This is a genomic window from Sediminibacterium sp. FW305-C-49, from assembly GCF_058231085.1.
The window spans coordinates 524,506-550,435 of record NZ_JBIQXS010000002.1 but is presented as its reverse complement, the minus strand read 5'-3'; the positions used below and the strand labels follow the sequence as shown (position 1 = coordinate 550,435).

Annotated in this window: 16 protein-coding genes; 10 read left to right on the top strand and 6 right to left on the bottom strand. The window is 40.5% G+C overall.

All coding sequences use genetic code 11. The features are described 5' to 3' along the window. Positions 1-141: 141 nt before the first annotated feature. Both ACH3Z1_RS09780 and ACH3Z1_RS09775 read right to left on the bottom strand, forming a co-directional pair. Entirely contained in the window at positions 142-1,773 is a 1,632-nt protein-coding gene (locus tag ACH3Z1_RS09780; RefSeq protein ID WP_490821746.1) for a right-handed parallel beta-helix repeat-containing protein, read from the bottom strand. 197 nt (positions 1,774-1,970) lie between these two features. Further along, positions 1,971-3,371 (bottom strand): sialate O-acetylesterase, encoded by a 1,401-nt coding sequence (locus ACH3Z1_RS09775; protein WP_490821745.1) that lies wholly within the window; start codon positions 3,369-3,371, stop codon positions 1,971-1,973. Between the two features lie 323 nt (positions 3,372-3,694). Between ACH3Z1_RS09775 and ACH3Z1_RS09770 the strand changes: the two genes are divergently transcribed. Further along, positions 3,695-7,591 (top strand): glycosyl hydrolase, encoded by a 3,897-nt coding sequence (locus ACH3Z1_RS09770; RefSeq protein WP_490821744.1) that lies wholly within the window; start codon positions 3,695-3,697, stop codon positions 7,589-7,591. A gap of 187 nt (positions 7,592-7,778) precedes the next feature. After that, positions 7,779-8,675, top strand: coding sequence for a hypothetical protein (locus tag ACH3Z1_RS09765; RefSeq protein WP_490821743.1), 897 nt, complete (start codon positions 7,779-7,781; stop codon positions 8,673-8,675). Here ACH3Z1_RS09765 and ACH3Z1_RS09760 read toward each other — a convergent pair. The 4 genes from ACH3Z1_RS09760 to ACH3Z1_RS09745 form a co-directional block, all read right to left on the bottom strand. Then, complete coding sequence (locus tag ACH3Z1_RS09760; protein WP_490821742.1) at positions 8,672-8,878, bottom strand: hypothetical protein; 207 nt, start codon at positions 8,876-8,878, stop codon at positions 8,672-8,674. The two genes, ACH3Z1_RS09765 and ACH3Z1_RS09760, sit on opposite strands and share 4 nt — an antisense overlap. A 30-nt stretch (positions 8,879-8,908) precedes the next feature. Further along, entirely contained in the window at positions 8,909-10,075 is a 1,167-nt protein-coding gene (gene uxuA / locus ACH3Z1_RS09755; RefSeq protein ID WP_490821741.1) for a mannonate dehydratase, read from the bottom strand. A gap of 93 nt (positions 10,076-10,168) precedes the next feature. After that, positions 10,169-11,497, bottom strand: a complete 1,329-nt coding sequence (gene xylA, locus ACH3Z1_RS09750) for a xylose isomerase (RefSeq protein ID WP_490821740.1) — start codon at positions 11,495-11,497, stop codon at positions 10,169-10,171. Positions 11,498-11,532: 35 nt separating this feature from the next. Continuing rightward, complete coding sequence (locus ACH3Z1_RS09745) at positions 11,533-13,044, bottom strand: xylulokinase (protein WP_490821739.1); 1,512 nt, start codon at positions 13,042-13,044, stop codon at positions 11,533-11,535. A 1,028-nt stretch (positions 13,045-14,072) separates the two neighbouring features. Here ACH3Z1_RS09745 and ACH3Z1_RS09740 point away from each other — a divergent pair. From ACH3Z1_RS09740 to ACH3Z1_RS09705, 8 genes are read left to right on the top strand one after another with little or no spacing between them, the layout of a single operon-like run. Further along, a complete protein-coding gene (locus tag ACH3Z1_RS09740; protein ID WP_490821738.1) occupies positions 14,073-15,101 on the top strand; it encodes a LacI family DNA-binding transcriptional regulator in 1,029 nt (342 codons plus the stop codon). Between the two features lie 25 nt (positions 15,102-15,126). Continuing rightward, entirely contained in the window at positions 15,127-17,277 is a 2,151-nt protein-coding gene (locus ACH3Z1_RS09735; RefSeq protein ID WP_490821737.1) for an alpha-glucuronidase family glycosyl hydrolase, read from the top strand. A gap of 26 nt (positions 17,278-17,303) precedes the next feature. Then, positions 17,304-18,050, top strand: coding sequence for an SDR family NAD(P)-dependent oxidoreductase (locus ACH3Z1_RS09730; protein ID WP_490821736.1), 747 nt, complete (start codon positions 17,304-17,306; stop codon positions 18,048-18,050). A gap of 9 nt (positions 18,051-18,059) precedes the next feature. Beyond that, positions 18,060-20,627, top strand: coding sequence for a glycosyl hydrolase 115 family protein (locus tag ACH3Z1_RS09725; RefSeq protein WP_490821735.1), 2,568 nt, complete (start codon positions 18,060-18,062; stop codon positions 20,625-20,627). A gap of 4 nt (positions 20,628-20,631) precedes the next feature. Further along, a complete protein-coding gene (locus tag ACH3Z1_RS09720) occupies positions 20,632-21,747 on the top strand; it encodes an endo-1,4-beta-xylanase (RefSeq protein ID WP_490821734.1) in 1,116 nt (371 codons plus the stop codon). A gap of 26 nt (positions 21,748-21,773) precedes the next feature. Then, positions 21,774-23,216, top strand: a complete 1,443-nt coding sequence (locus tag ACH3Z1_RS09715; protein ID WP_490821733.1) for an MFS transporter — start codon at positions 21,774-21,776, stop codon at positions 23,214-23,216. An 11-nt stretch (positions 23,217-23,227) separates the two neighbouring features. Further along, on the top strand, positions 23,228-24,262 hold the full coding sequence (locus ACH3Z1_RS09710) for a glycoside hydrolase family 43 protein (protein ID WP_490821732.1): 1,035 nt from the start codon (positions 23,228-23,230) through the stop codon (positions 24,260-24,262). Positions 24,263-24,279: 17 nt separating this feature from the next. Further along, the gene (locus tag ACH3Z1_RS09705) at positions 24,280-25,929 is read left to right on the top strand and encodes a glycoside hydrolase family 43 protein (protein WP_490821731.1); all 1,650 of its coding nucleotides are present in this window, start codon (positions 24,280-24,282) and stop codon (positions 25,927-25,929) included. The last annotated feature ends 1 nt before the right edge of the window (position 25,930 follow it).

Below are 25,930 nucleotides of genomic sequence, written 5' to 3'. Positions count from 1 at the left end.
TAAATACAGTGATCGCTTTTTATAGAACACCTCACTTACAGGGTTTCCTTGATACGGAGTTCTTGTCTTTTCCATGGTGTGTATTTCAATATCAATCATCTGTTTGGTCAATAAAGAATCATTACTTGTGTATATTTTTTACTATTGCAATTCAATCGCACCTATATCGGGTTTACCTTTTATTTTATTGCCCAAAATATCTGTCTTCATTTTCAGCCCTTTTTTTAACCCAAGTGTATCACCCGGTATCAGCGAAACTTCGAGACCTTTATCAGTAATTACTTTTTTATTACCCGGTGTATAATCTTTTAGAGCAAGTCCACCTTTCTTTAGAAAACCCGGGTCAGCAATTGCAGGCGCTATATCCTGAAGCAATGATGCAGCGGGCCAGTTATTCCTATGCAAAAAGAGATTGTTCCTGAATAAAGCATTATTAAGCTGATCCATATTAGCATCCGTTTTAAACTGATCTCCGGCTACCTGAATAGCAGAATCTTCAAAACAAAATATATTATTCATGATCAGCATTCCTTTGGCAGTTGAGCTTACTGCTATTTTTGGAATTATCCCTTTAGCCACATAAATGGTATTATTATAGAAGTAGCTATTGAATGGACCCGTTGGTTTTAGTTTATCTCCCTGGTAACCACTTAGCCAGAAAATTTTCCCTTCCTGAAACGCTCCATTTACACCTTTTATACGGTAACCATCATTGATGCTGATATTGTATCGGTAAGCACAGTTATAATTATTACCCAATATTTCACAAAAACCTCCTGCATTATTTGCGCTCAGGTTGTATTGTATAATTACGTGACTACAATTGAAATCAATATGTACACCTGCTGAATCTCCTGGCCCATTTGCATTTTCAAACCGATTATACTCAATCAGTATATCAGAACAACTCCAGGTCCATAAACCGCTGCCACGGCCCCAGTTTCTGCTATCACGGGTTGATCCGGAATGATGAATGTTATTATGGTGAATATGAGCTTCACTTACCCCTGAAAATTGCATGCCAGGGCCTCCTGTCTGGTATACTTCATTGTGATCTATTTCAACATCTGTTATACCCTTTGCTCGGGCAGTAAATTTTAAGCCGGTATGACATACATTATAAATTGTTGCGGCTGTTACCTGGATCTTTTGTAATCTGCCTTTCTCAGCATGATTGATAAATCGTATCCCCCATCCATAACTCTGCGTACCATTCGCCGATTTGGTTTCAGCAGCTGTTCGTGCAAAACCAGGCTGATGATAATATACATCATGCACCATCACATCGTTGAGTATAATATCCTCGTATACTTCATCCTTGGTTATTTCTACGAGAATACCACATCGCATCTCTGACTTCGAATGACGTTCACCTGAAATTGGTTGTATGGCCGTAAATGACAGATGAGCAACATGAATATGAGAAGAATTTTTTATCAGGAGAGAATTAAGATCACTCGCTGCATCAAGAACAGGTTTTGTTGTATCATTAAGATAAGGATACGCGGTAACAGTAACAGGGCGTTGAGCTGTTCCTTTCACATTTTCCAACGTTAACATACCTGAATACTTTAATCCTGCTGCAAAAAGAATGGAATCACCGGGTTGAAGTAAAATATTTTTGAGTGGCGCCACCGATTTCCATGCAAACGCAATACTGGTTCCTGTATTACTATCATTGCCTTTTGCAGAATTGATATAGTAGTTGGCCGACCATGTATATTGGGCTGTGCCAATACAAAGCAGACAAAACAAAAAAGATATTTTTTTCATAGGTAAGCTGTTGGCATGATTCGTTACTAACTGAGTTTCCGAATATTTAATTACCCTCAGATGGTATTAAATTTCAAATTTATATGTAGCTGTAAAAAATGTCCGGGACAGGTTTGTCAAAAAAGAGGGTGATTCAATTCAAATAATAAGCTCCTAAAGCTACTGGTATATAATATTTTCAAGACTGACATATCCGCTTACCATGTATCAGTTCTGAAAGAGGAGGCTGGCAATCCGCTGGTATTAAACAAAAAAGCTTCCGTCCAGTTTTTAAATGCATAACGAACGCTTATTGGTTTTTTGATATTATCATTCCATACACGAATCAATTTTGGGTTATCCCTGTCAATCAAAGCAGTAGCTGGATAAAAAACGCTGTCTTCGCCCGCTATTTCAAACCCTGACAAGGTTTTTCCGAAACTGGTTAATCCGTTTTCACAGTACTCAAAATGTAACAGCATACGGCCATCGTTTGTTCTGCTATAATTTTTAAGAACAGGGCCGCTATATTCAATGCCTTTCATACCATAGGTTTTTCCCAGAGCCCAATAAGCCAATCTATTGCCTACCTGTTCTTTTTGAGATGGATGAATAATGGTTCTGTCTCCTATATCCAATGTAACCACCATACCCGTTTGCGGAACAGTTTGCATTGTTTTGAGTTGAGCTTCTCTTAAAAAAGCGGCATTGACTTTCCCTCCTTCAAATGGAGCAATTTGTACAAAATAAAAAGGAAAATCGCCCTGTTTCCATTTACTCCTCCACAAACTGATCATAGATGTAAAAAGCGACTGGTATTCGTACGCGTTTTCTCTATTGCCTTCCCCCTGGTACCAAAGCACTCCTTTAATTGTATATCCGATATAGGGTGAAAGCATGGAATTAAACATGATGGTTGGTACTTTATTAGGGGTAATAGCCGGTAAAGTATCTGGAATAATATTGTGCGGAAATGAAGCCAGCGACATACGATCCATCCAACTTTCAACTGTTGAGGCTCCCCATGCAGACTGAATAATACCTACAGGCACTCCCAGGCTACCTTGAATTTTTTTTGCAAAAAAATAAGCTGCTGCACTAAAATTTCCTGTAGCTGAAGGTTCTGCCTGCTTCCACGATCCTTTGATATCTGTTGCAGGGTTCAGCACAGCCGTTTTAGGTGTATTAAAAAATCTGATCTGTTTATTTGCCGATTGCAAAATGGCTTCGTTACTTCCTATTACAGGTTGTCCGGCAAAACCTTTGATCGGCATTTCCATATTTGACTGTCCTGAACAAAACCAAACCTCGCCCAGTAATACATCCCGAAACAATAACTCGTTACTCCCCTTTATACGTAAAGTATATGGGCCGCCTGCTTCTGTTGTGGCAAGTTTTAGGCGCCATTCCCCTTTATCATTTGCAATGACAGAGGAAGATTTACCCCAGCTACCGGTTACAACAATCGTTTTTTTTGCCAGATCGGTACCCCAAATAAAAACAGAATCTTTTTGCTGCAACACCATGTGGTCATTGAAGAAAGATGGCACCCGGATTTGTGTAATACCCACATTAGTGATCCCTAACAGTATACATAGACATAAAATATTTCTGTTCATATAGCTCATTTTAAGTGATACAGTGATTTAGCAGAGAAATATTTATGAAAGATGATGGCGTTTCTGTGTTGATCTGTTTCATCTTTTACATCTGCGTGATGAAAGTAGTTCAACATCAGGTCTGTCTAAAGAACAATCTGTTCAATGATGAGGCGTAATTGTTGCAAATGAAAATTTCCATTCTATATCCTGTCTATATTTCTCAGATACGCAGCTTTATGAGAAATAAAACAAATAAGCCTCTTTTATGACCTGCTACTCCCTCTATGATTTCTGAATAGGAAAATACATTTGAAGATACCAAACTCCAAAAACAGCTTGCTATGAAAAAGCATTCCTCATTCAACAAAAATTGTGTACGGAGCCTGCTATTGCTTTTCTTTATCGGCGCAGGCTTATCCATGTCTAATGCACAAAATCCTTGCAATGCATCATCAAGGTATTTGTATTGGACTGGTGAAATAAATGCTGATTTTTTCAATGAAAACAACTGGCGACTCAGCAATGAAAAACCAAATCCTCCTGGCAAAGCAAAAGGGAAAACAGAGTCCCCTACTGAACCGGTATGTTTACCCGGTTCCAATTCCTTTCCGTATTCAATTTGTCGTGGCAAACAGGATACGGTATCTGATAAACATCCTAAAGAAGGTTCCTTAACACCCGGGCTTCCTATAGATTATAATATGTTCATCGAATCGGGTAATGTAACTGCCAGCGGAAATATTGTTTTTGCCTGTGCACAGAAAGGGCTGACTTTAGTTAATACCCAATTAGATATACAGGATGGCAGCATAACTGCCGGTGTTTTATCTGCAACGAAGGAAAGCACAGTTCATTTCCGTTCCGGTACTTTTTCAAATCAACTGATACTGAATTTTCTGGATACTGCTTCATGGGTGTATATACATCAACAAAACCCTGATCAACTGCAACAAAGACTTGGAAATATTTGGGTGCAGAATGCAAGCGGTAGTCTTGATCATCATTTTCGTGTACAACAATATTATCAAACCGGCTCTCTGATTCGTCCATATGCTGCCAGCTTTAAAACGCTAACCATTTTCGGAGCTGCCAACCAGCAAGGGAACTCAGCAGGTTTAAATGAAGACATTATTTATAGTGGCGCTAACATTCCAGGTGGGCTGGATAATAGTACAGGATCTTTTATCCTGAAAAGAGGATTCATGGCAACCGTTGCCATCAACAGTAATGGCACCGGTAAAAGTAAAGTATACATTGCTTCTGAAGCTGACCTTACTGTGAATATGGTTGATGTAGCACTTCAGGGTAATATCAGTTTTATCAGGGTAATACCCTGGAACTGGGTTACAAAGAAAGGAACAGGATATGCCTATCCACAATTGGATGCAGGATGGTATTATAATTGGGGATTAGGAAGCAACTCTCAACCAAATTATGAGTATGTGCCCATGGCTTGGGGTTCAGGTGCAGCATCGCCTGCCTCCATCAATGAGTTGATAAGAAAGAAGAAAATCACACATCTGCTTGGCTTTAATGAATCAGATAACTGCAGTGGCGAATCAGGTCAATTCAACAATCTTTGTCAGCCCGGTGTTGCCGTTGCTTATTATGAAAACCTGATGTCGGTTGGTGTTCGCCTGGGATCACCTGCACCCAGAGAAAACGGACCTACTACCTGGTTATTGGAATTTGCAAGAATTGCCAAAGAAAAAAATGTTCGTTTCGATTTTGTTGCCGTACACTGGTACGATTGGGGAAGCAATCCGGCAAGTAGTCCGAATGCAAGTGCTGAGCAAATTTTCAACCGCTTCAAAAGTTATCTCGAGAATGTGTATCGCATTTATCAGATTCCGGTTTGGATTACAGAATTTAATGCCAATCCAAACAGGGGGAATGCCACACAGGAAGCTTTTTTACGCCTTGCCTTGCCTTATCTCGACACGTTGAGGTTTGTAGAGCGTTATGCATATTTTCAACCCAATCCTGCCAATGCACAAAATCAGGTAGAGCCAGCTTACTATTTTAATGCAGACAGCTCACTTACCAATATTGGCGAGTTCTATAAAAGCCATCAGTCTGTGCCTTCTATTGATGAGTCAACTATGGAGTGTCCGAATAACCTGGGTCTTGATTTGCCTTTTATTGCAACCGCTTCGAATACTTTGATATTCGAAGCAGAATGCAACGACAACCTGGGGAACAAATGGAATGTATTGTCTAATACCAATGCTTCAAATGGATTTTATATCAGAGGTGATGACAACCTACCCGGAGCTACTACTATTGCAAAACAGCTTCAACTTAATTTCGATCTTGCAAATGCCGGCACTTACCGCATCTGGATACGTTCCTCTTCTTCCGGTGGTACTGCTTCATTGCGTTTTGGAATGGATGGAAAAACAACCGAACAGATCACCCCCTTCAACAGCAGTACATTCGCCTGGTTTCAGGTACCAAGATTTTATGATCTGGGAGAAGGTAAACACAGACTTACGCTCGAATTTCCCAACTCTAATATACTACTCGACCAGATTGCGATTGTTAGTGAATCACAAAACCTTGACCAATATAAAAAAGACAGCGGTTATTGCGAACCAGCTTCAATTCGTTGGGGACTTGCTGCCACTGATTTTCTTAGTATACAGGAAGCTGAGGCTGGAACAAAAGGAATTCACTGGAGTACAAAAACCACTGCTAATGCAAAGGGAGGCGCGTATGCATCTAGTGATGCCGGAATAAGCAGTGTTGATATGCCAGAAGGAACTGACAAAATACTTTCTTTCTCTTTCAATATTCAACAAGCCGACGAATATGATATCTGGGCCAAGCTTCAGGCGCTGGCTACCGGAGAAAATAGTTTATGGATAGCTGTTGACAATGAACCATTCAGAAAGTGGAACGACCTGGGTAATAATACGTATGAATGGTATTGGAAAAAATTCCATTTCAGTTATCCTAACGAAGAAAGAAGTCTTACCTATTTTCTTGCATCAGGTGAGCATACGGTAAAAATAGCCATTGCCAGTGGTTCCGTTGCTATAGACAGAGTAGCTGTTGCCAGTAAAGGAAAATTACCAGAAACAACAGATCCCAATGTACTCTTACTCTCCGCTCGCCTCGAGTTTGAAGCGGAAGATGCTACTATTCTTGGCGCCGCCAGTATCGTAACATGTGCCACTTCTTCCAATGGTAAGCAGGTGAATCTTTTTAATGTAAACAGCAATGGGGTTCGGTTTAATCAAATCATCGCCGAATCTGCAGGTGCCTATACGTTGAAAGTTTCTTATATCAGTGCTGTGGCTAGGCCTTTCCGATTGATCGTGAATGGCACTGTTCTGGCCAGACAAACTGCTGCTATATCAGGAGGTTGGTGTTTTAATAATGGCAGTCCGGCAATTTTTCAAATCACAGTTATTCTGAAAAGAGGTGCCAATACTATTGATATTACTCCTTTCAATGGAGATGCTCCTTTTATCGATAAGATAAAACTGGAAAGAGCCCCGATTAGCGGCTTGTCACTTGAAGCAGAAACTGCAGAGTTAGCCGGTTCTAATGCCATCGTAGCCTGTACCACTTCATCAAACGGTGCATTAGTAAATATGGGAGCCTCGGCCAGCAATGCTATTCGCTTCAATGATATACTCACTGCAAATGCAGGCAATTATCTTGTAGACGTCTACTATATCTCCGGTACCGATCGTAACATGCGTGTTTCATTAAACGGGCAGACATTCAGTACCCAGAGTTTTATAACCTCAGGAGCCTGGTGTTTTGCAGGAGGGTCACCAAAAATAAAAACGATTGAAATGGCATTGGTTCAGGGTAATAACAGTATTGAGTTCAGACCTACCGGCGCAGATGCTCCCTTTATAGATAAGATCGTTATCAGAGAGCCAGCGTCAGTAAGTTCATCATCTGAAACAGTAGTATCAATGGCTTTACTGTTAAAAGAAGAAAAAGTGAAGAGGGATCATACGACCAATGAAATGTTGGTGTACCCCAATCCATCAAACGGGTCTAGTCCAATTACCATTTTGTTACCCGCCGCGTGGATGGATCAAAAAAAGCATGTTGCAGTTCAGCTTTCTGATATTTCAGGAAGAACCGTTTTTATCGGTAATAGAATTGAGCCTGTAAACAGGCAAATCAAATTACAAAAGAAACTGGTTAAAGGATCTTATTTAATAATGGTAACAGATGGCATACGCCGTTATAGTCAAAAAATAATCGTTCAATAGGGGTTTATAGTTTAAGCGTGAAAGGGCCCACCGTAGGGCCCTTTTTTTTATGAGATACCATTCGTCACCGAAAGATAATACTGTATTACAATCATTTACTAATCAATAACTGCAAACACATGGTTAATTATCAGCACCCATATTGCAGGAACAGCTATTATTTTCGGAGTCATAGATACCTGTTGTTATGCAAAAAATATTATTTTCTTCTTTTCTTACATGCTTTACACTGGTTAGCTATTGCCAGTCAGCATCTGAGAATCCACGCCGAAAGTTGGTTCAAAGTTTTTCGCAAGCTGTTATCTCGACACCGCCAGTCGAACTTAAACTCGATAGTTTTTACAAAAAATATACTGATGCATTTGGCATCCCTGTTGTGTCTTCCCACAAAGTACCTGATGATGCTTTATTGGTTGCCAGAGATATCATCAATTACATGTTATTAAAACGTACCGATATCCGCGCAGCACTGGTAAAGCAGGGTGCCCGTTTGTTGATTATGGCAGAAACTGAAATGGAAACGGATCTACCCGAAAGAAGTAACTGGAAAAAACCTACCAAAGAAGATCGCCGCCTTACTCCCGGAGAAAGAGAAAACTACGATAAACCCGGTGGTATTGCCAGCATGACAGACAGAGAATACTGGAACAGAAGAGCCCGTGGCATGGGCGGTACTATTACATCTTGTGCCGAAGAAAATATTTTAGGGTATGCAGGCACACGTTATTATGGTGAAAATATTTTAGTGCATGAATTCAGCCATAATATTATGAGTGCCATGCGTGTAGCGGATACTGCCATGCTGCGACGCATCAATACCGCTTATACAAATGCAAAAGAAAAGGGAATGTACAAAGGCCAGTATGCCATCAATACGGTTGCTGAGTATTGGGCAGAAGGCACGCAATGGTGGTTCTGGTCGAACTATGAATTTTATGATGGCAATACCCGTATCCAGTCGCCCGATGACCTGAAAGCGTATGACCCGGATTTGTATGCTTTACTCGACGAGGTTTACTGGGGACATAAAATTCCTGCTGATGTGTATCACGGAAAGAATGTAAGACCTGCAAGAAGAAATTAGGATTTGTTGGGTGTTGCTTTCAATTGTTTGTTCATGTAAGAATAGGCTTTGCTGATGAGCTTACTGTAAGAATTGTCTTCAAAAGTCATCGCATCACCGGTTTCCTTATGAAACAGGTTTACAACCATCATTTCCTGATCATTCATAGAGAGATCGATGTGGTAATGTTGTAAAACAGCTTTTAATTTGGTTGTATTACGCATATACAAAAATATGGTATACACTTCAGGATTTTATGTACCCATTTTACTGAGTGCATACTCCACTCCTCTTAACTCAGCCAGTCCTTTTAAACGGCCAATAGCAGAGTACCCCGGGTATGTTTTTTTATTCAGGTCGTCGAGCATCTGGTGACCGTGATCGGGTCGCATGGGGATTGATATATTTCTTCGTTGTTGTATTTGCAATACTTCTTTAATCACTGCATACATATCTGTATCACCTGCAAGATGGGCAGCTTCATAAAAATTACCTGCTGGATCTCTTTTTGTATTTCGCAAGTGCAGGAAATGTACACGGTCACCAAAACGTTTAAGCATGCTGACAATATCATTGTCTGCGCGTGCACCATAAGAGCCCGTACAGAAACACAATCCATTGGCTTCCGAATCAACTACACCTAATAAGAAAGCAGCATCAGCTTCCGTGCTTACAATGCGGGGCAAACCCAATACAGGATAAGGCGGGTCGTCGGGGTGAATGGCCATCTTTAGCCCACATCCTTCTGCTACAGGTATGACTTCTTGTAAAAAATATACAAGATGCTGTCTTAATGTATCCGCATCAATGCCTGCATAAGTTTCCAAAGCATCAAGCACCTGTTGTGGTGTAAATGCTTCATCACTTCCGGGAAGTCCCAATAAAAGATTGTGGAATAAAGCTTCCTGCTCTTCTTTGCTCATTTTTGACAAGAGAGCAGCAGCAGCTTCCTGGTCTTCTTTACTATGTTCATCTTTTGCACCGGGTCTGTTGAGGAGATAGAGATCGAATGCAATAAATGCAAGCCTGTTAAAATACAAGGCCTTACTGCCATCGGGCATGGAATAAGATACATCTGTTCTTAACCAATCAAGGATAGGCATAAAATTATAAGTGATTACTTTTATGCCACAGGCAGACAGATTTTGCAAACTTGTTTTGTAGTTCGCAATATGCATAAGGTATTGACCATTCTGTTTTTTAATGTCTTCACTAACCGGCAGACTTTCAACCACAGTCCAGCTCATGCCGGCTTCTTCAATCATTTTTTTTCTTTTGTTGATTTCATCTATCGTCCAGACTTCTCCAACAGGTATATGATGCAGTGCTGTTACAACGCCCGCACAACCTGCCTGTCTTATATCCGACAAACGAACCACATCCTGAGGTCCGAACCAACGCATGGTCTGATGCATTAACATAATGTACAATTAGGTATGAAACAAAAGATGCGGTTGAAGTTTAATTTTCTTCAACCGCATCACAGGTTTAGGTGTATGATCTGTTTAGGTTGATCAGATATAACGATTAATCAGGTTCTCCAGGTATTCCTGTCTGCCACTTCGTACTGCTGGTTCACCTTGTTCTATGGCATAATTTCTTAAGTCTTCCAGATTCAGTTTACCTGCTTCAAAATCCTTTCCTTTTCCGCTATCAAAAGAAGCATATCTTTCTGTTCTTATTTTTTTGTAATCAGAAAGGTTTAATACTTTATCTGCTACTACCAGTGCCCTAGCAAAGGTATCGATACCACCAATATGTGCGTGAAAAAGATCGGCCGCATCGGTACTGTTCCTTCTGATTTTAGCATCAAAGTTAATACCACCTCCAGCAAAGCCACCTGCTTCAACAATTACCAGCATAGCTTCCGCCAGTTCATTGATATTATTCGGAAACTGATCCGTATCCCATCCATTCTGGTAATCTCCTCTATTTGCGTCGATAGAACCCAGCATACCTGTATCAGCCGCCGTTTGTAATTCATGCTGGAAAGTATGTCCGGCAAGTGTTGCATGGTTTACTTCGATATTCAGTTTGAAGTCATTCAATAAATCAAACTGGCGTAAGAAACCAATCACAGTTTCGCTGTCATAATCGTATTGGTGTTTACTTGGCTCACAGGGTTTAGGCTCAATAAAGAAAGTACCTTTAAATCCTTGCTTACGGGCATAATCTTTTGCTGTATGAAGAAAGCGAGCCATATGTTCTTTCTCACGTTTCATATTGGTATTCAGCAAACTCATGTACCCTTCACGTCCTCCCCAGAACACATAGTTTTGTCCACCCAATGCAATGGTTGCATCCAGTGCTGCTTTTACCTGTGCTCCACCATGTGCCAACACATGAAAATCGGGATTTGTAGCAGCTCCATTCATATAACGTCTGTTGGAAAACAGGTTGGCTGTTCCCCATAAAAGTTGAATGCCACTGGCTTTTTGCTTTTGGGCAAAGTATTCACTGATGGCCTGCAATCTTTTTTCATTTTCCACTACATCATTCCCAAAATCAACTGCATCTACATCATGAAAACAATAAAAAGGAAGACCCAGTTTGGTCATGAATTCAAATGCGGCATCTGCTTTATCCTTTGCACGTTCTACAGCATCTGTTTTGCTGTCCCAGGGAAAAATATGTGTAGGCTCCCCAAAAGGATCTGCACCATTGCCGCAGAAGCTGTGCCAGTAAGCACAGGCAAAACGCAACCATTCTTTCATGGTTTTTCCTGACACCACTTTATTTTCATCGTACCAACGATATGCCAGCGGGTTATCTGATTCCACGCCTTCATACCTGATCTGGCCGATACCTTTAAAATACTCTTGTTGACCTAATACGATTGACATAATTCTTGAATAAATGTATGAACAATAAAAATGTTTTAATGAACGGGAATTTTTTCCTGCTGTTTTAATACAGCAATCTTTGTTTCCAGTGATTCTTTCCATGCACCATAACGTTCTTCATAAAGACCAGTATGAGATGGAGTAACCTGCCCCATTGCTTTTCTACCTGATGCAGCTTCGGCTGTATTGGCAAATACACCCGATCCTATTCCTGCACCAATTGCTGCACCATAACTGCCATCACCTTCATAAAACTCCACAGCTACCTGGTTCACGCCGGCAAATGCTTTTGTAAATACATCACTCAGAAAAAGATTAGCCTTTGATGCACGTACAACCTGCGGATTCATACCGTTTTCGCGCATGATATCAAGACCATAACGGAAAGAAAAAGCAATACCTTCCTGCACCGCTCTTACCATATGTGCTATACCATGTATGTTTAAATCAATCTGTTCAAAATGTGCCCCTACGATCTGGTTATTCAACATTCTTTCTGCACCATTACCAAATGGAATGGCCAGTAAACCATCTGCGCCAATAGGTACTGATGCAGCAGCTTCATTCAGTGTTGCATAAGACTGGGCAGCACCAGTAACCGTTCTGATCCATCGGTTGAAAATACCCGTTCCGTTGATGCATAAAAGAATACCGATACGCCTGAGTGCTTCACTATGATTTACATGAGCGAAACTATTGATACGCGAATAAGGATCATAACCAAGTTCATCGCCAACACCATATATAACACCTGAAGTACCTGCTGTAGCAGCCACTTCCCCTGGTTCCATTACATTGAGTGATAAAGCATTATTGGGTTGATCACCAGCTTTATACGCAACCGGGATGCCTTGCTTTAATGACAAACGTGAAGCTACAGACTCTTTCAAATATCCGTGCGCAGAAAATAAAGGTTGTATGGTTGGAATAAGAGCATTGTCAAACCCAAAATAGTTCATGATATCGGGTGACAAGCCCTCTTTCTTAAAATCCCAAAAAATACCTTCCGATAATGCAGAGTTGGTAGTGGTGATATCACCGGTCATTTTAAATGCAATGAAATCTCCCGGCAACATAATCTTATTGATCCTTTCATAAACAGCAGGTTCATTTTCTTTGACCCATGCCAGTTTGCTTGCGGTAAAATTTCCCGGCGAATTAAGGAGTTGGCTCAAACAATATTCCCTGCCGATTTCATCAAACGCTTTGTTGCCCGTATCAACGGCTCTGCTATCGCACCAGATGATCGCATTACGCAGTACATGTCCGTCCTTATCTATGAGCACCAATCCATGCATCTGGTATGCGATGCCTATAGCTGATATGTCTTGCGGATCATAGTCTCCGGCAGTATTACATTTCAGTATCGCCTGTTTTACATATTCCCACCACTGATCCGGACTCTGTTCAGCCCAGCCAGGATATGGTGTGATGATTTCTGCTTCTGTTTCGGGATAATGAGCCGAGGCTACACATTGATGTGTGGCTGCATCGACAACTGACACCTTCACAGAAGAAGTTCCTACATCTATACCTAGTAATAACATTCCTTCAGTAATTAATGATGATCAAGATACTAGAAACAACGCTGATGCAAGCATCAGCCAGAACCTTTGTATCAAAACAAACAAGCGTTAATATTCATTTTCAAGCGATTTCACCCAGAGGAATGAAACCTTAAACGCATATAAGGGGTTATGGTTACAGCGCCACAAATTCAAAAAAGCAAGGAGAGTAAACGCCTAACTCCCCTTGCCGATCTCAGTCAGTATACAAACAAACCACATTTGTCACTGACCCTTATAATGCTAATAACCAACCCTGTTCAGAGAAATCAATCAGCATTCAATTCTATTTTCAGGCATTGAGAACAGACTTGAATGGGGTTGAGCCCTCAATATTTTCAGTTTTATTCCTATATGATAAGAAATCACACCGTTTTCTTGCTCATATACTTTCTCCGTACAATTGAGACAAACCCGCAAAAATTGACGATACGGTAATAAGGGAAGGGAATCTGTTCTGGGATAATGAACATAAATTACTGTGTAGCAGTTTCCGCTTTCTCATATAACAGCAGGCAATTTCAGACATGATTTGAACGGTTTTCCGTCATTCTAAGACGAATATAGGAGAAATTGTCAAAAAATGTAACCGATTGCAATTTTTTTACAAAAAAAACCCGTTTTTCCCTGCTACCAAATCAGGCACGGCTGGTAACCCGGCCAACACAAACGGACCAATCCCCCTAAAAAATCGTCAAAAGTTCATTTGCTAACAAGTAGCCCCACTCTCAGTCCTGAAAATTGCCGTTAATTATTTGCTAACGACACAAAAGTGACATAATAGCTGATATCAAAGCATTTTCAGGGTATTTCATTCCATATGATGGCTGAGAAAGGGATACTTTTTTTTAACACAAATAAGCATTTCGTCTACCAGGAAATGGTAAATTTTGAAAAGTTCTGCTTTGAAGTACCATCAGGCATTGATTTCCTCCATTAAACTTTGTTGCTATAAAAACTAAAGTTTGATTTTAATTATTTTTTGCGATTTTTATACAACCGATTGCAATATGAAAACGAAAAAAGAAGTCACTATCTATGATATTGCTCAAAAACTTGAGCTATCATCCGCAACTGTGAGTCGTGGCTTACAAGATCATCCTGCAATCAATAAAAATACCCGCAAAAGGATACAAGAAACCGCAAGAGAACTCGGATACAGACATAACAATTTTGCCAGCAACCTTCGCAAGCAAAAAACCAATACCATCGGCGTACTTGTACATGAATTGAACAGTAACTTTATCACTTCCGTACTAGCCGGTATCGAAAAAGTAACGACTGAAGCCGGTTATGACCTGATTATTGCCCACTCTTCAGAAAGTTCGGTGAAAGAAGCCTCCAATGCCGTCAACCTTTTTCATAAAAGAGTAGACGGACTGATTGCCTCTCTTGCTTTCGATACTGCCGATCTTTCCCACTATGCTCTTTTTGAAGAAAAAGGGATTCCCGTGATCTTCTTTGACCGTGTTGAAGAAAAAGGAGAAAGCACCAAAGTGATTATCGATAATTACAAATGTGGTTACCAGGCCACACAACACCTCATTGAACAGGGCTGCAAAAGAATTGTATTGGTAACGGCCAGCCTCAAACGAAATGTATATGCACAACGACATAAAGGGTATGCAGATGCATTGTACGACAACAATATTCCTTTCAATAAAAAATACGTACTCATCAAAGACCTGAGTGAACAATGCGGTGTGGAAGCGGCTATGGAAATACTTAAGATGAACCCTTTACCCGATGGCGCTTTTATTACCAACGATTTTTCAGCAGCAGTTTGCATGCAAACACTGAAAGAACACGGTGTTCGTATCCCGGAAGATATTGCCATCATTGGATTTAACAACGATGCCATTGGAAAAATCATTGAACCACAACTCAGTACCATTGATTATCCGGGTATCGATATGGGAGAAATTGCCGCCAGAAACCTGATTAATCATTTGAAAGGCTTGTCAAACATAAAACATACCAACACCATTGTCATACGATCGAATCTCATCATCAGGGGTTCATCACTGCGAAAAAAATAATCATCAAACAAGTTGCTGCCATAACATGAAAAAATCACTTCTTATCTGTTTGCTTATATGTATTCATTTCCAGCCGAAAGCTGAAACAGGATACGAATTATGGTTGCGCTACCAGCCTGTTCAAAATAAAACATTACTTAGCGGCTACCAGCAACAGATCAGCAATTTTTATTTTGATGGTTCGTCAGAAACCATGAGGATTGCCAAAGAAGAATTAGCCAAGGGTTTATCAGCTATGTTGCTGAAGAAAATTTTACCAGCCGCCCCTACTTCACCTGCTATTTCTATCATTGCCGCCAGATATTCATCTCCAGTACTCGCTCTTACAGGTGTAAATGAATGGGCTTCGCAAACAGGTGAAGAAGGATTTATCCTGCTGACAAAAATCATCAACGGACAAAAGCGTATCATCATAGCCGGACAATCAGACAAAGCCATATTATATGGTGTATTTCATTTTCTGCGCCTGGTTCAAACCGAACAACCTATCAGTAATCTCCAGATCGTATCTGCGCCGAAAGTTAAACTGAGGATGTTGAATCATTGGGACAACATGAACAGAACGGTGGAAAGAGGTTATGCCGGATTTTCATTATGGAACTGGCATACACTACCCGGTTATATTGACCCCCGTTATAAAGATTACGCAAGAGCCAACGCCTCCATTGGCATTAACGGCACTGTACTAACCAATGTGAATGCCAATGCTACTATTCTTACAAAAAATTATCTCGAAAAAGTAAAAGCATTGGCCGATGTATTCAGACCTTATGGTATTAAAGTATACCTAACTGCCAGGTTCAGTGCTCCTATTGAAATTGGAGGATTAAAAACCGCTGATCCCTTAGACGATAAAGTAAGACAGTGGTGGAAGGATAAAGTAAAAGAGATTTATCAGTACGTACCGGATTTTGGTGGCTTTGTCGTGAAAGCCAACAGTGAAGGCCAACCCGGTCCACAGGATTATAAAAGAACTCACACTGATGGTGCCAATATGCTGGCTGAAGCTGTGGCTCCATTTAATGGTATTATCATGTGGCGCGCTTTTGTGTATAGTGCAGAAAAAAATGTTGACAGACATAAACAGGCTTATGATGAATTTGTGCCGCTGGATGGTGCTTTCAACAAAAATGTAATGGTACAGGTTAAAAACGGAGCGATTGACTTTATGCCCCGTGAGCCCTTCCATCCCATGTTTGGAGCCATGCCCAAAACACCTTTGATGATGGAGTTCCAGGTTACACAGGAATACCTCGGACAAGCCACCAACCTTGTTTATCTCGGACCTTTGTTTAAAGAATGTCTGGATAGTGATACTTATACAAATGGAAAAGGAAGCACTGTTGCTAAAGTATTAGATGGCAGCTTCAATAAAAATCAGACACTCACAGGAATGACCGGTGTTGCCAATATTGGTACGGATATTAACTGGTGTGGGCATCCGTTTGCTCAGGCTAACTGGTATGCACTTGGTCGACTTGCATGGGATCATTCACTCACTTCCGAAAAAATTGCAGAGGAGTGGTTACGCATGACTTATTCGAACAATTCCGTCTTTCTTCAAACTGCAACACAGCTAATGATGGAAAGCAGAGACATTTTTGTACAATATTCCAATCCAATCGGCCTGCATCATATCATGGGCACTGGTCATCATTATGGTCCTGCCCCATGGGTGAATAACCTGAACAGACCTGACTGGAATCCCGTGTACTACCACAAAGCAGACAGTATTGGTATAGGATTTAACCGAACAGCTACCGGTAGCAATGCACTCGTACAATACCATCCTGAAGCAAGAAAAATATGGGAGACAATGGAAACCTGTGAAGAAAAAAACCTGCTCTGGTTTCACCATGTTCCCTGGACTTTCAAAATGAAAAGTGGCAGATCATTATGGGATGAGTTATGCTATAATTATTATACCGGTGCTGCTAAAGTAAAAATAATGCAGCTATCCTGGAGTAAACTCAAGCCGTATATTGACGAGCAAAGATTTGAACAAGTGCAAATGTTGTTGAATGTTCAGTATGACGAAGCGGTATGGTGGAGGAATGCCTGTTTATTGTACTTTCAGACATTCAGTAGAAAACCCATACCTGATCAATACCAGCGACCTGATAAAACACTCGATTATTATAAGAGCCTACGTTTTCCACTAGCCCCTGGAAATTAGTATGCGATAAAATAAAAAATAAGCTTATGTCAACTGATAAAAAGATAGCGGTTGTTACCGGAGGTGGCTCCGGACTTGGTTTCGCCATTGCAGAAAAATTTGTTCAGCATGGCATTGAAACAATTATTATAGGTCGTGATATAGAGAAACTTTCGCTGGCAAAAGAGAAATTAGGCAACAGCGCGCATGCGATCAGTTGCGACCTGAGCAATCTTTCTTCCATTCCTGCCGTGGTAACAGATATTGTAAGCCGCTTTGGCAAGATAGATATTCTCGTGAACAATGCAGGCATCAATATGAAAAAAGTTTTTACAGAAGTAACCGATGAAGAGTTCCAACGCATACTTACTACAAATGTGTCGGCTGTATTTGCTATAAGCCGTGAAGTAGTTAAACATATGCTAACAAGAGAAACCGGTTCTATCATTAATATCAGTTCCATGGCTGCACAATATGGATTACCTAAAGTAATTGCCTATTCTGCAAGTAAGACAGCTATTGATGGTATGACAAGGGCCATGGCTGTTGAGTTATCGCCAAAAGGTATTCGGGTAAATGCGATAGCTCCCGGATTTATTTATTCCGACATGACCGCCAAAGCATTGGATAGTGATCCTGAAAGAAAAGCAAAAGTATTTAGTAGAACACCAATGGGTGTAATGGGACAACCCACCGACATAGGTGAAGCTGCTTATTTTTTGGCAAGTGATGCTGCAAAATATATAACAGGTGTTGTACTACCTGTAGATGGGGGTAACAGTATTGGTTTTTAAAATTATTGTATGAAAAGAACAACACTTCTTCTGTTTGGCATTATACTGTCTGTTACATTAACAGGCCAGGCCATTTTCTCATCAAAAGCAGGTCCCAATAGTTTTGCCTTAGGGGATGTGGTTATTTATGTCGACAAATCAGAAGACCCACTTGTTCACTTAACCGCAACACTTTTACAAAAAGATATTAAAGCCGTAACCGGTCATGTTGCTGACATCACTTCCACCATTCCTGCAAAAGCGGGAACACTGATCTTGCTTGGCACCATTGATCACTCTGCCTTACTTCAATCAATGGAAGCAAAAAAGCAGGTTAACAACAAACAGATTTTAAATAAATGGGAAGCTTATCATATTCAAACCATCAGCAGTCCTGTGAAAGGAGTTGGCCATGCAATTGTTATTGCAGGTGCAGACAGAAGGGGCGTAGCATTTGGTGTATTTGAATTTTCCAAACAATTGGGCGTATCTCCCTGGTATTGGTGGGCGGATGTTCCTGTAGAGAAAAAGAACACCGTTTTTATCAGGAAAAATCTATCAATTACCGATGCCCCCAAAGTAAAATACCGAGGCATTTTTATTAACGATGAAGCTCCGGCCCTTTCGGGTTGGACAAAAGAGCAATTCGGTGGCTTCAATCACAAACTATATGAAAAGGTATTTGAACTCATTCTTCGCCTAAAAGGAAATTATATCTGGCCTGCCATGTGGGGAAATGCATTTTATGATGATGACTCACTAAATATTGAAGTAGCCAAAAAATATGGTATTGTTATTGGTACATCCCATCATGAACCACTGATGCGTGCACATGATGAATGGAGAAGACATGGCACCGGCAAATGGAACTATGACAGCAATGAAGCAAAACTGAAAGAATTCTGGCGCAACGGAATGAAAAGGGCCACCAATGAAAAAATTGTAACGGTAGGTATGCGTGGTGATGGTGACGAGCCGATGTCGAGACAAACTGCCACTGCTTTGCTGGAAAGAATTGTAAAAGACCAGAGAGAAATTATTACAGATGTATCACAGAAACCTGCCAGTGAAACACCCCAGTTATGGGCGCTGTACAAAGAGGTGCAGGATTATTATGACAAAGGCATGCGGGTGCCTGATGACGTAACACTTTTATTATGCGATGATAACTGGGGTAATATCCGTCGGTTACCCAGTGTAAAAGAAGCACCCAGAAAAGGCGGATACGGTATTTATTATCATTTTGATTATGTTGGTGGCCCCAGAAATTACAAGTGGGTAAATACCAACCCCTTACCAAGAATATGGGAACAGATGCACCTTGCATGGCAGTACAATGCCAGAGAAATCTGGATCGTAAATGTGGGAGACATCAAACCCATGGAATATCCCATTTCCTTTTTCCTCGATTATGCCTGGGATCCTGAGCGCATTAAAGCCAAAGATCTTGAACCATATAGTATTCAATGGGCAAGTGCTCAATTTGGAAATCAGTACGCCAAAGAGATTGCTGATATCATGACCAAATATGGTAAATACAATGGAAGAAGGAAACCTGAGCTCCTTGATGCCAATACCTATAGTTTCAATTACCAGGAATGGCCAAGTGTAGTAACTGAATACAAAGCGCTTTTGCAGAGAGCAGAGCTTATCAATACAAAATTACCTGCTGACAAAAGAGATGCATTTTTTCAACTGGTGTTACATCCTGTTAAAGCCTGTAGTAATCTTTACGACATGTACTATCATGTAGCATTAAACCAACAGGCTTATGCAAAAAAACATGTGATCGCCAATCAGTATGCAGAGAAAGTAAAAACATTGTACCAGCAGGATTCACTGATTACGCTTGAATACCACAGACTCAACAATGGCAAATGGAACCATATGATGAGCCAGACACATATTGGTTATACGTACTGGCAGCAACCCAACAGACAACGTATGCCGTTGGTTCGCTATGTCCCCGCAGACTCAATAAAAGTGCCACAGGATGAAACACCTGTTATTGCTTTCCGCTCAGCAGTTCCGTCTGGCGTGAAAGGAAATGTGTTTTATGAGGATTCCCAAAGAGGTATTTCTATTGCTGCCGATCACTATACAAGTATTCATAGCAGTAACGGCATAACATGGACAGTTATTCCAGATTTAGGCAGAACCGGTTCCGCCCTTACTGTAATGCCCGTTGCTGCTGCCAGTCAGCAGCCCGGGCCAGGCAGCCCATTTGTTTCGTATGATATTTATACAAGTAGCAAGGGAACATTCACCATTAATGCCTATTTCTCTCCTACCCTGAATTTACAGAATACAGAAAATGGTTTATCCTATGCGATTTCAGTAGATGATGAAGCACCGCAGATTATCAGTATCAACAAAGAAGACAAGAATACCGGAACAGGTATCTGGAATAAATGGGTGTCTGAGAACATTATTATCAAATCAACCAAGCACAATATTAGTACGCCGGGAAAACACAGTATCAAATACTGGATGGTTGACCCAACAGTGGTGCTGCAAAAAATAGTAGCCGATTTTGGCAACAACCTGCCAAGTTATCTCGGACCCACAGAAACCCTTTATCAACCTAACAAAAACTAGTGCCATGATATACAAAAACAGAACCATCCGTTATAGCATCGCTTTAACATTTGTCGCATTCTTATTTGCCTTACAATTGTTACAAGCACAGGAGAAATCTTCTCTCAAAAAAATATTCGCCAAAGATTTTGGAATCGGTACTGCCATGAGCGCAGCACAGATTGAAGAAAGAGACGCAAAAGCAAATGCTCTCATACTGCAACATTTTAATATGGCCACACCGGAAAATATCATGAAAGCCGAGATCATTCATCCACAATGGGATGTATATAATTTCGACCTGGCTGATAAAATGATCGCATATGGACAAAAGAACAATATTAAGATCAATGGGCATACACTTGTATGGCATAGCCAATTACCAGCATTTGCAAGAAACATAAAGAGTGTTGATTCATTTCGGACTTTTTTCACTAATCATATTAATACAGTTGCTGGACGGTATAAGGGAAAAATATTTTCATGGGATGTTGTGAACGAAGCGCTGAATGAGGACGGCACCATGCGCAAATCAATTTTCCTGAGTAGACTTGGTGATGATTTCGTAACAGAAGCTTTTCGTCTGGCTGCCATCGCTTCACCCAAAACAGAATTGTATTATAACGATTACAACAATGAGCAACCCGCTAAAAGAGCAGGATGTATTGCGTTGATGAAAAAAATCCAAGATGCAGGTGTGCGAATTGACGGTGTCGGCATACAAGGGCACTGGCATGTAGGCAAAGTACCGTTTAAAGATATTGAAGAGAGCATTCTTCAATATGCTGCGATGGGATTGAAAGTAATGTTTACGGAGCTTGATATTGAAGTATTACCCAGAAGTTTTCAGGGGGCTGATGTAAATCAGCGTGTGGCAAGTAATCCTGCGTTAAACCCATACACCAATGGTTTACCGGATAGCGTACAGCAGCAACTGGCCAATGACTATGAAGCATTGTTCAAACTTTTCCTAAAACACAAAGACAAAGTAACCAGGGTTACTTTCTGGGGAGTTAATGATGGTCAAAGCTGGTTGAACGACTGGCCTGTAAGAGGAAGAACCAATTATCCATTACTGTTCGATCGCGAATTCAATCCAAAACTTGCTTATTATAAAGTGATCGGAACAAAAAATAAATAAGGATTTCATCCTTTTAAACAAGCCATATGAATCAATCATCCACCACCAAATTATCCGTACTCGAAAAAATAGGTTATAGCCTTGGTGATCTTGCCGCTAACCTGGTGTTTCAGACACTGATGACCTATCTCGCCTATTTCTATACAGATATATATGGACTTGAAACCAGTCATGCATCTGCCCTGATGCTTACTGTTGGACTCGTTGCGGCATTTGTTTTTAATCCGATCATTGGCGCCATTGCAGACAGAACAGTTTCAAGATGGGGCAAGTTCAGACCATGGATATTATGGACAGCAGTACCTCTTGGCGTCATTGCCTTACTGGCTTTCAGCACACCCGATTTCTCTTATAAAGGAAAAGTGATTTATGCCGTTATTACGTATACACTTTTGTTGCTTTTATATGCGGCTAATAACCTCCCCTATTCAGCTTTAAGTGGTGTAATCATTGGCGATATGAAAGAACGCAACAGCATGTCTGCCTATCGTTTTGTAGCTGTCATGTTTGCTCAGTTTTTTGTTCAGGTATTTATGCTACCGATAATTGAAACAGTGGGTAATGGAAATAAAGCTGCAGGGATTGAAACTGTCATGACCTGGCTGTCAGTGATTGGCACTGTTATGCTGATCATTACTTTTTTGACCACAAGGGAACGTATTGTACCCAAACCGGAACAAAAATCGAGTTTAAAGGAAGACCTTGGCGACCTTTTCAGAAACAGACCGTGGGTAATTATGCTGACACTTACTACGCTGGTGTTTATTACATTAGCTATGAAAGGTGGTTCGTATGTGTATTACTTCAAAAACTATGTAGACAAAGCAAGTCTTACAGGTTTTGTTGCACCAATTACTGATTTCTTATCTGGCATAGGGATGAATTTTTTTGGTGAAGATCCTGTCTCAGCAGGATTTGGTCTATTCAATGCAGGTGGCATTATTTTTATGATTTTTGGCATCACGTTATCTAAACACTATGCAGACAAATATGGCAAAAGAGATGTATTTGGGGTAACACTGTTTATCTCAACACTTTTTATCCTTGCCTTTATTTTTTTCCCTCCCACTTCAGTAGCACTCATGTTTATCTCACAAATACTACATGGCTTTTTTTATGGCATTACCATTCCATTGTTGTGGGCCATGATTGCAGATGTAGCAGATTATAGTGAATGGAAAAATAACAGACGCGCCACTGCTATCATTTTTTCTGCTATGATGGTTGGTTTAAAAGCAGGGTTAAGTATTGGCAGCGCCTTATTAACTGCCATCCTCAACTTATTCGATTATGTACCCAATAGCGATGCGGTACAAACAGCATCGGCCATTAATGGCACTAAATTATTGGTAAGTGTTTTCCCGGCCATCCCGTTTCTGGTTGGTGCAGGGTTATTGTTTTTTTATGAAATCAACAAATCAATGGAAACACGAATTGAAACAGATTTAAAAGAAAGACGTAAAGCATAAACTTATTTAGTATGCCAGAAGATGCTATTGATCATATTGATTTTGATGAACTAAACCAGAAAGCTATTTCAAAACCACTGGTAACCCATATCTATACCGCTGATCCATCAGCACATGTATTTAATGGCAGGGTATACATCTATCCATCACACGATGTAGAAAATGATACTCCGTTTGATGATTTAGGCAGTCATTTTGCCATGGAAGACTATCATGTACTCTCCATGGATACGCCACTTTCTCCTGCCAAAGATCATGGCGTGGCACTTCATGTAAGAGATGTGCCCTGGGCCGATAAACAAATGTGGGCCCCGGATGCAGCTGAAAAAAATGGACGCTATTATCTTTTCTTTCCTGCAAAAGACCATGATGGAATTTTCAGGATAGGTGTGGCCACAGGTTCATCACCTGACGGCCCTTTCATACCTGAACCCACAGCCATACCTGATAGTTTTTCAATTGATCCCGCAGTATTTCAGGATGAGGATGGCAAGTATTATATGTACTTCGGTGGTATATGGGGCGGACAGTTACAACGCTGGAGAACAGGTTCCTTTCAGGCTGAAGGTGAAGGTCCATTGATACACCTGCCAGAAGATCACGAACCTGCACTCTGCGCCAAAATTGCACGGTTAAGTGATGACTTGCTTTCTTTTGCTGAAAAACCAAAAGATGTAATCATTCTCGATGAGAAGGGTAACCAGCTTTTAGCAGGTGATAAAGACAGACGATTCTTTGAAGCAAGCTGGATACACAAATACAATGGTAAATATTATTTCTCCTATTCTACTGGTGATACACACTTTCTCTGTTATGCGATAGGCGACAATCCTTATGGGCCATTTACCTATGGAGGAAGAATATTGGAACCTGTTGTTGGATGGACCTCTCATCATTCAATCTGTGCGTTCGAAGGTAAGTGGTACCTATTCTATCACGACAGCAGCCTGAGCAAAGGTGTTACACATTTACGAAGTGTTAAAGTAACTGAATTGATTCACGACCAGAATGGATTTATTCAAACCATTCAACCATATAAACTTTAAAACAAAAGTTCACAAGAATGATCAGAAGAGTCTTAGCCGTTATAGTATTCAGTAGTATTGTACTGACAACATCTGCCCAATCGTTTCAGAATCCTATTCTTGCAGGTTATTACCCTGATCCAAGTATATGCAGGGCTGGTGATGATTATTATATTGTAAACTCTTCTTTTGCTTATTATCCGGGGCTTCCGCTATTTCATAGCAAAGACCTGCTGAACTGGAAACAGATCGGTTATGCCATGAACCGACCAGAACAATTAAACCTAGATGGTGCGGGTGTATCCAGAGGATTGTTTGCTCCCGCCATCTCCTATCATAACGGAACATTTTATATTGTATGCACAGAAGTAAGTAAGCTGGGCAATTTCGTTATTACTGCTAAAGATCCAAAAGGCCCCTGGAGCAACCCTGTAAAACTTCCACAGGTTAATGGCATTGATCCTTCCTTGTTTTTTGATGACAATGGCAAAGCCTATATTGTTTTCAATAGCATTCCACCCAATAATAAATCCATGCACGATGGTCATCGCACCATACGGATGTTTGAATTTGATCCTGTAAATCTGAAAGTTGTAGGTGAAGAAAAATTACTCATCAATGGCGGTACCGATATGGCCAAAAAGCCTGTATGGATTGAAGGTCCCCATTTTATTAAAAAAGATGGCTGGTATTACCTGATCTGTGCCGAGGGAGGAACAGGGTATAATCACTCCGAAGTAGTATTCAGGAGTAAATCACCCGAAGGACCTTTTATTTCTTATGAAAAGAATCCGATTCTTACACAAAGACAACTTGACCCTAAAAGAAAAAATCCTGTTACCACAGCAGGTCATGCCGATTTTGTAGAAGGAAAAGATGGCAAATGGTGGGGGATATTTCTTGCCTGCAGGCCTTATGAAGATGATTATTATAATACCGGGCGGGAAACATTCATGGCGCCTGTTGTATGGAAAGATGGTTGGCCTGAGTTTGATCTTGGTGGCGATGAAGTAAAATACAGCTACGCGATTAACGCAAAAGCAGATACGAAACGAGCGCCTTTCAATGGGAACTACTATTTTAAAGATGATTTCAATCAACCTTCTTTGGATGTTCGTTACCAGTTTTTGAGAACAGTTCGTTCGGAATGGTATAGTCTCACCAAAAAAACCGGTTCTTTATCATTACAATTACAGCCTGAAACAGTTGCCGGAAAAGGTAATCCATCCTTTGTATCCTTTCATCAGCCACATTTAAAAGGATATGCAGCAACAGCCATACAATTTACTCCAAAAGCTGATCATGAAAAAGCAGGTCTGTTATTATTCCAGAATGAAAAAACACATTACTTCCTCTGTAAATCACTGAAAGAAGGAAAAGAAGTGATAGAACTTTTCAAAGGGGATTCATTGGTGAAAACAATTCCACTCAGCATTGGCGCAGAAAAAGAAATCTATTTCAAGGTTGAAGCGAAAACAGACCAGTATGCTTTTTATTTTGGCACACAAAAAGATACATGGACATTATTGCTGGACAATGTTGATGCAAGGTATTTAAGTACAAAATCGGCTGGAGGTTTTGTGGGATGTGTTTATGCCATGTATGCCACATCAAACGGCAAACCTTCAGACAACAACGCTTTATACAACTGGTTTGAATTAAAAAATAACGACGACGTGTATAAATAAA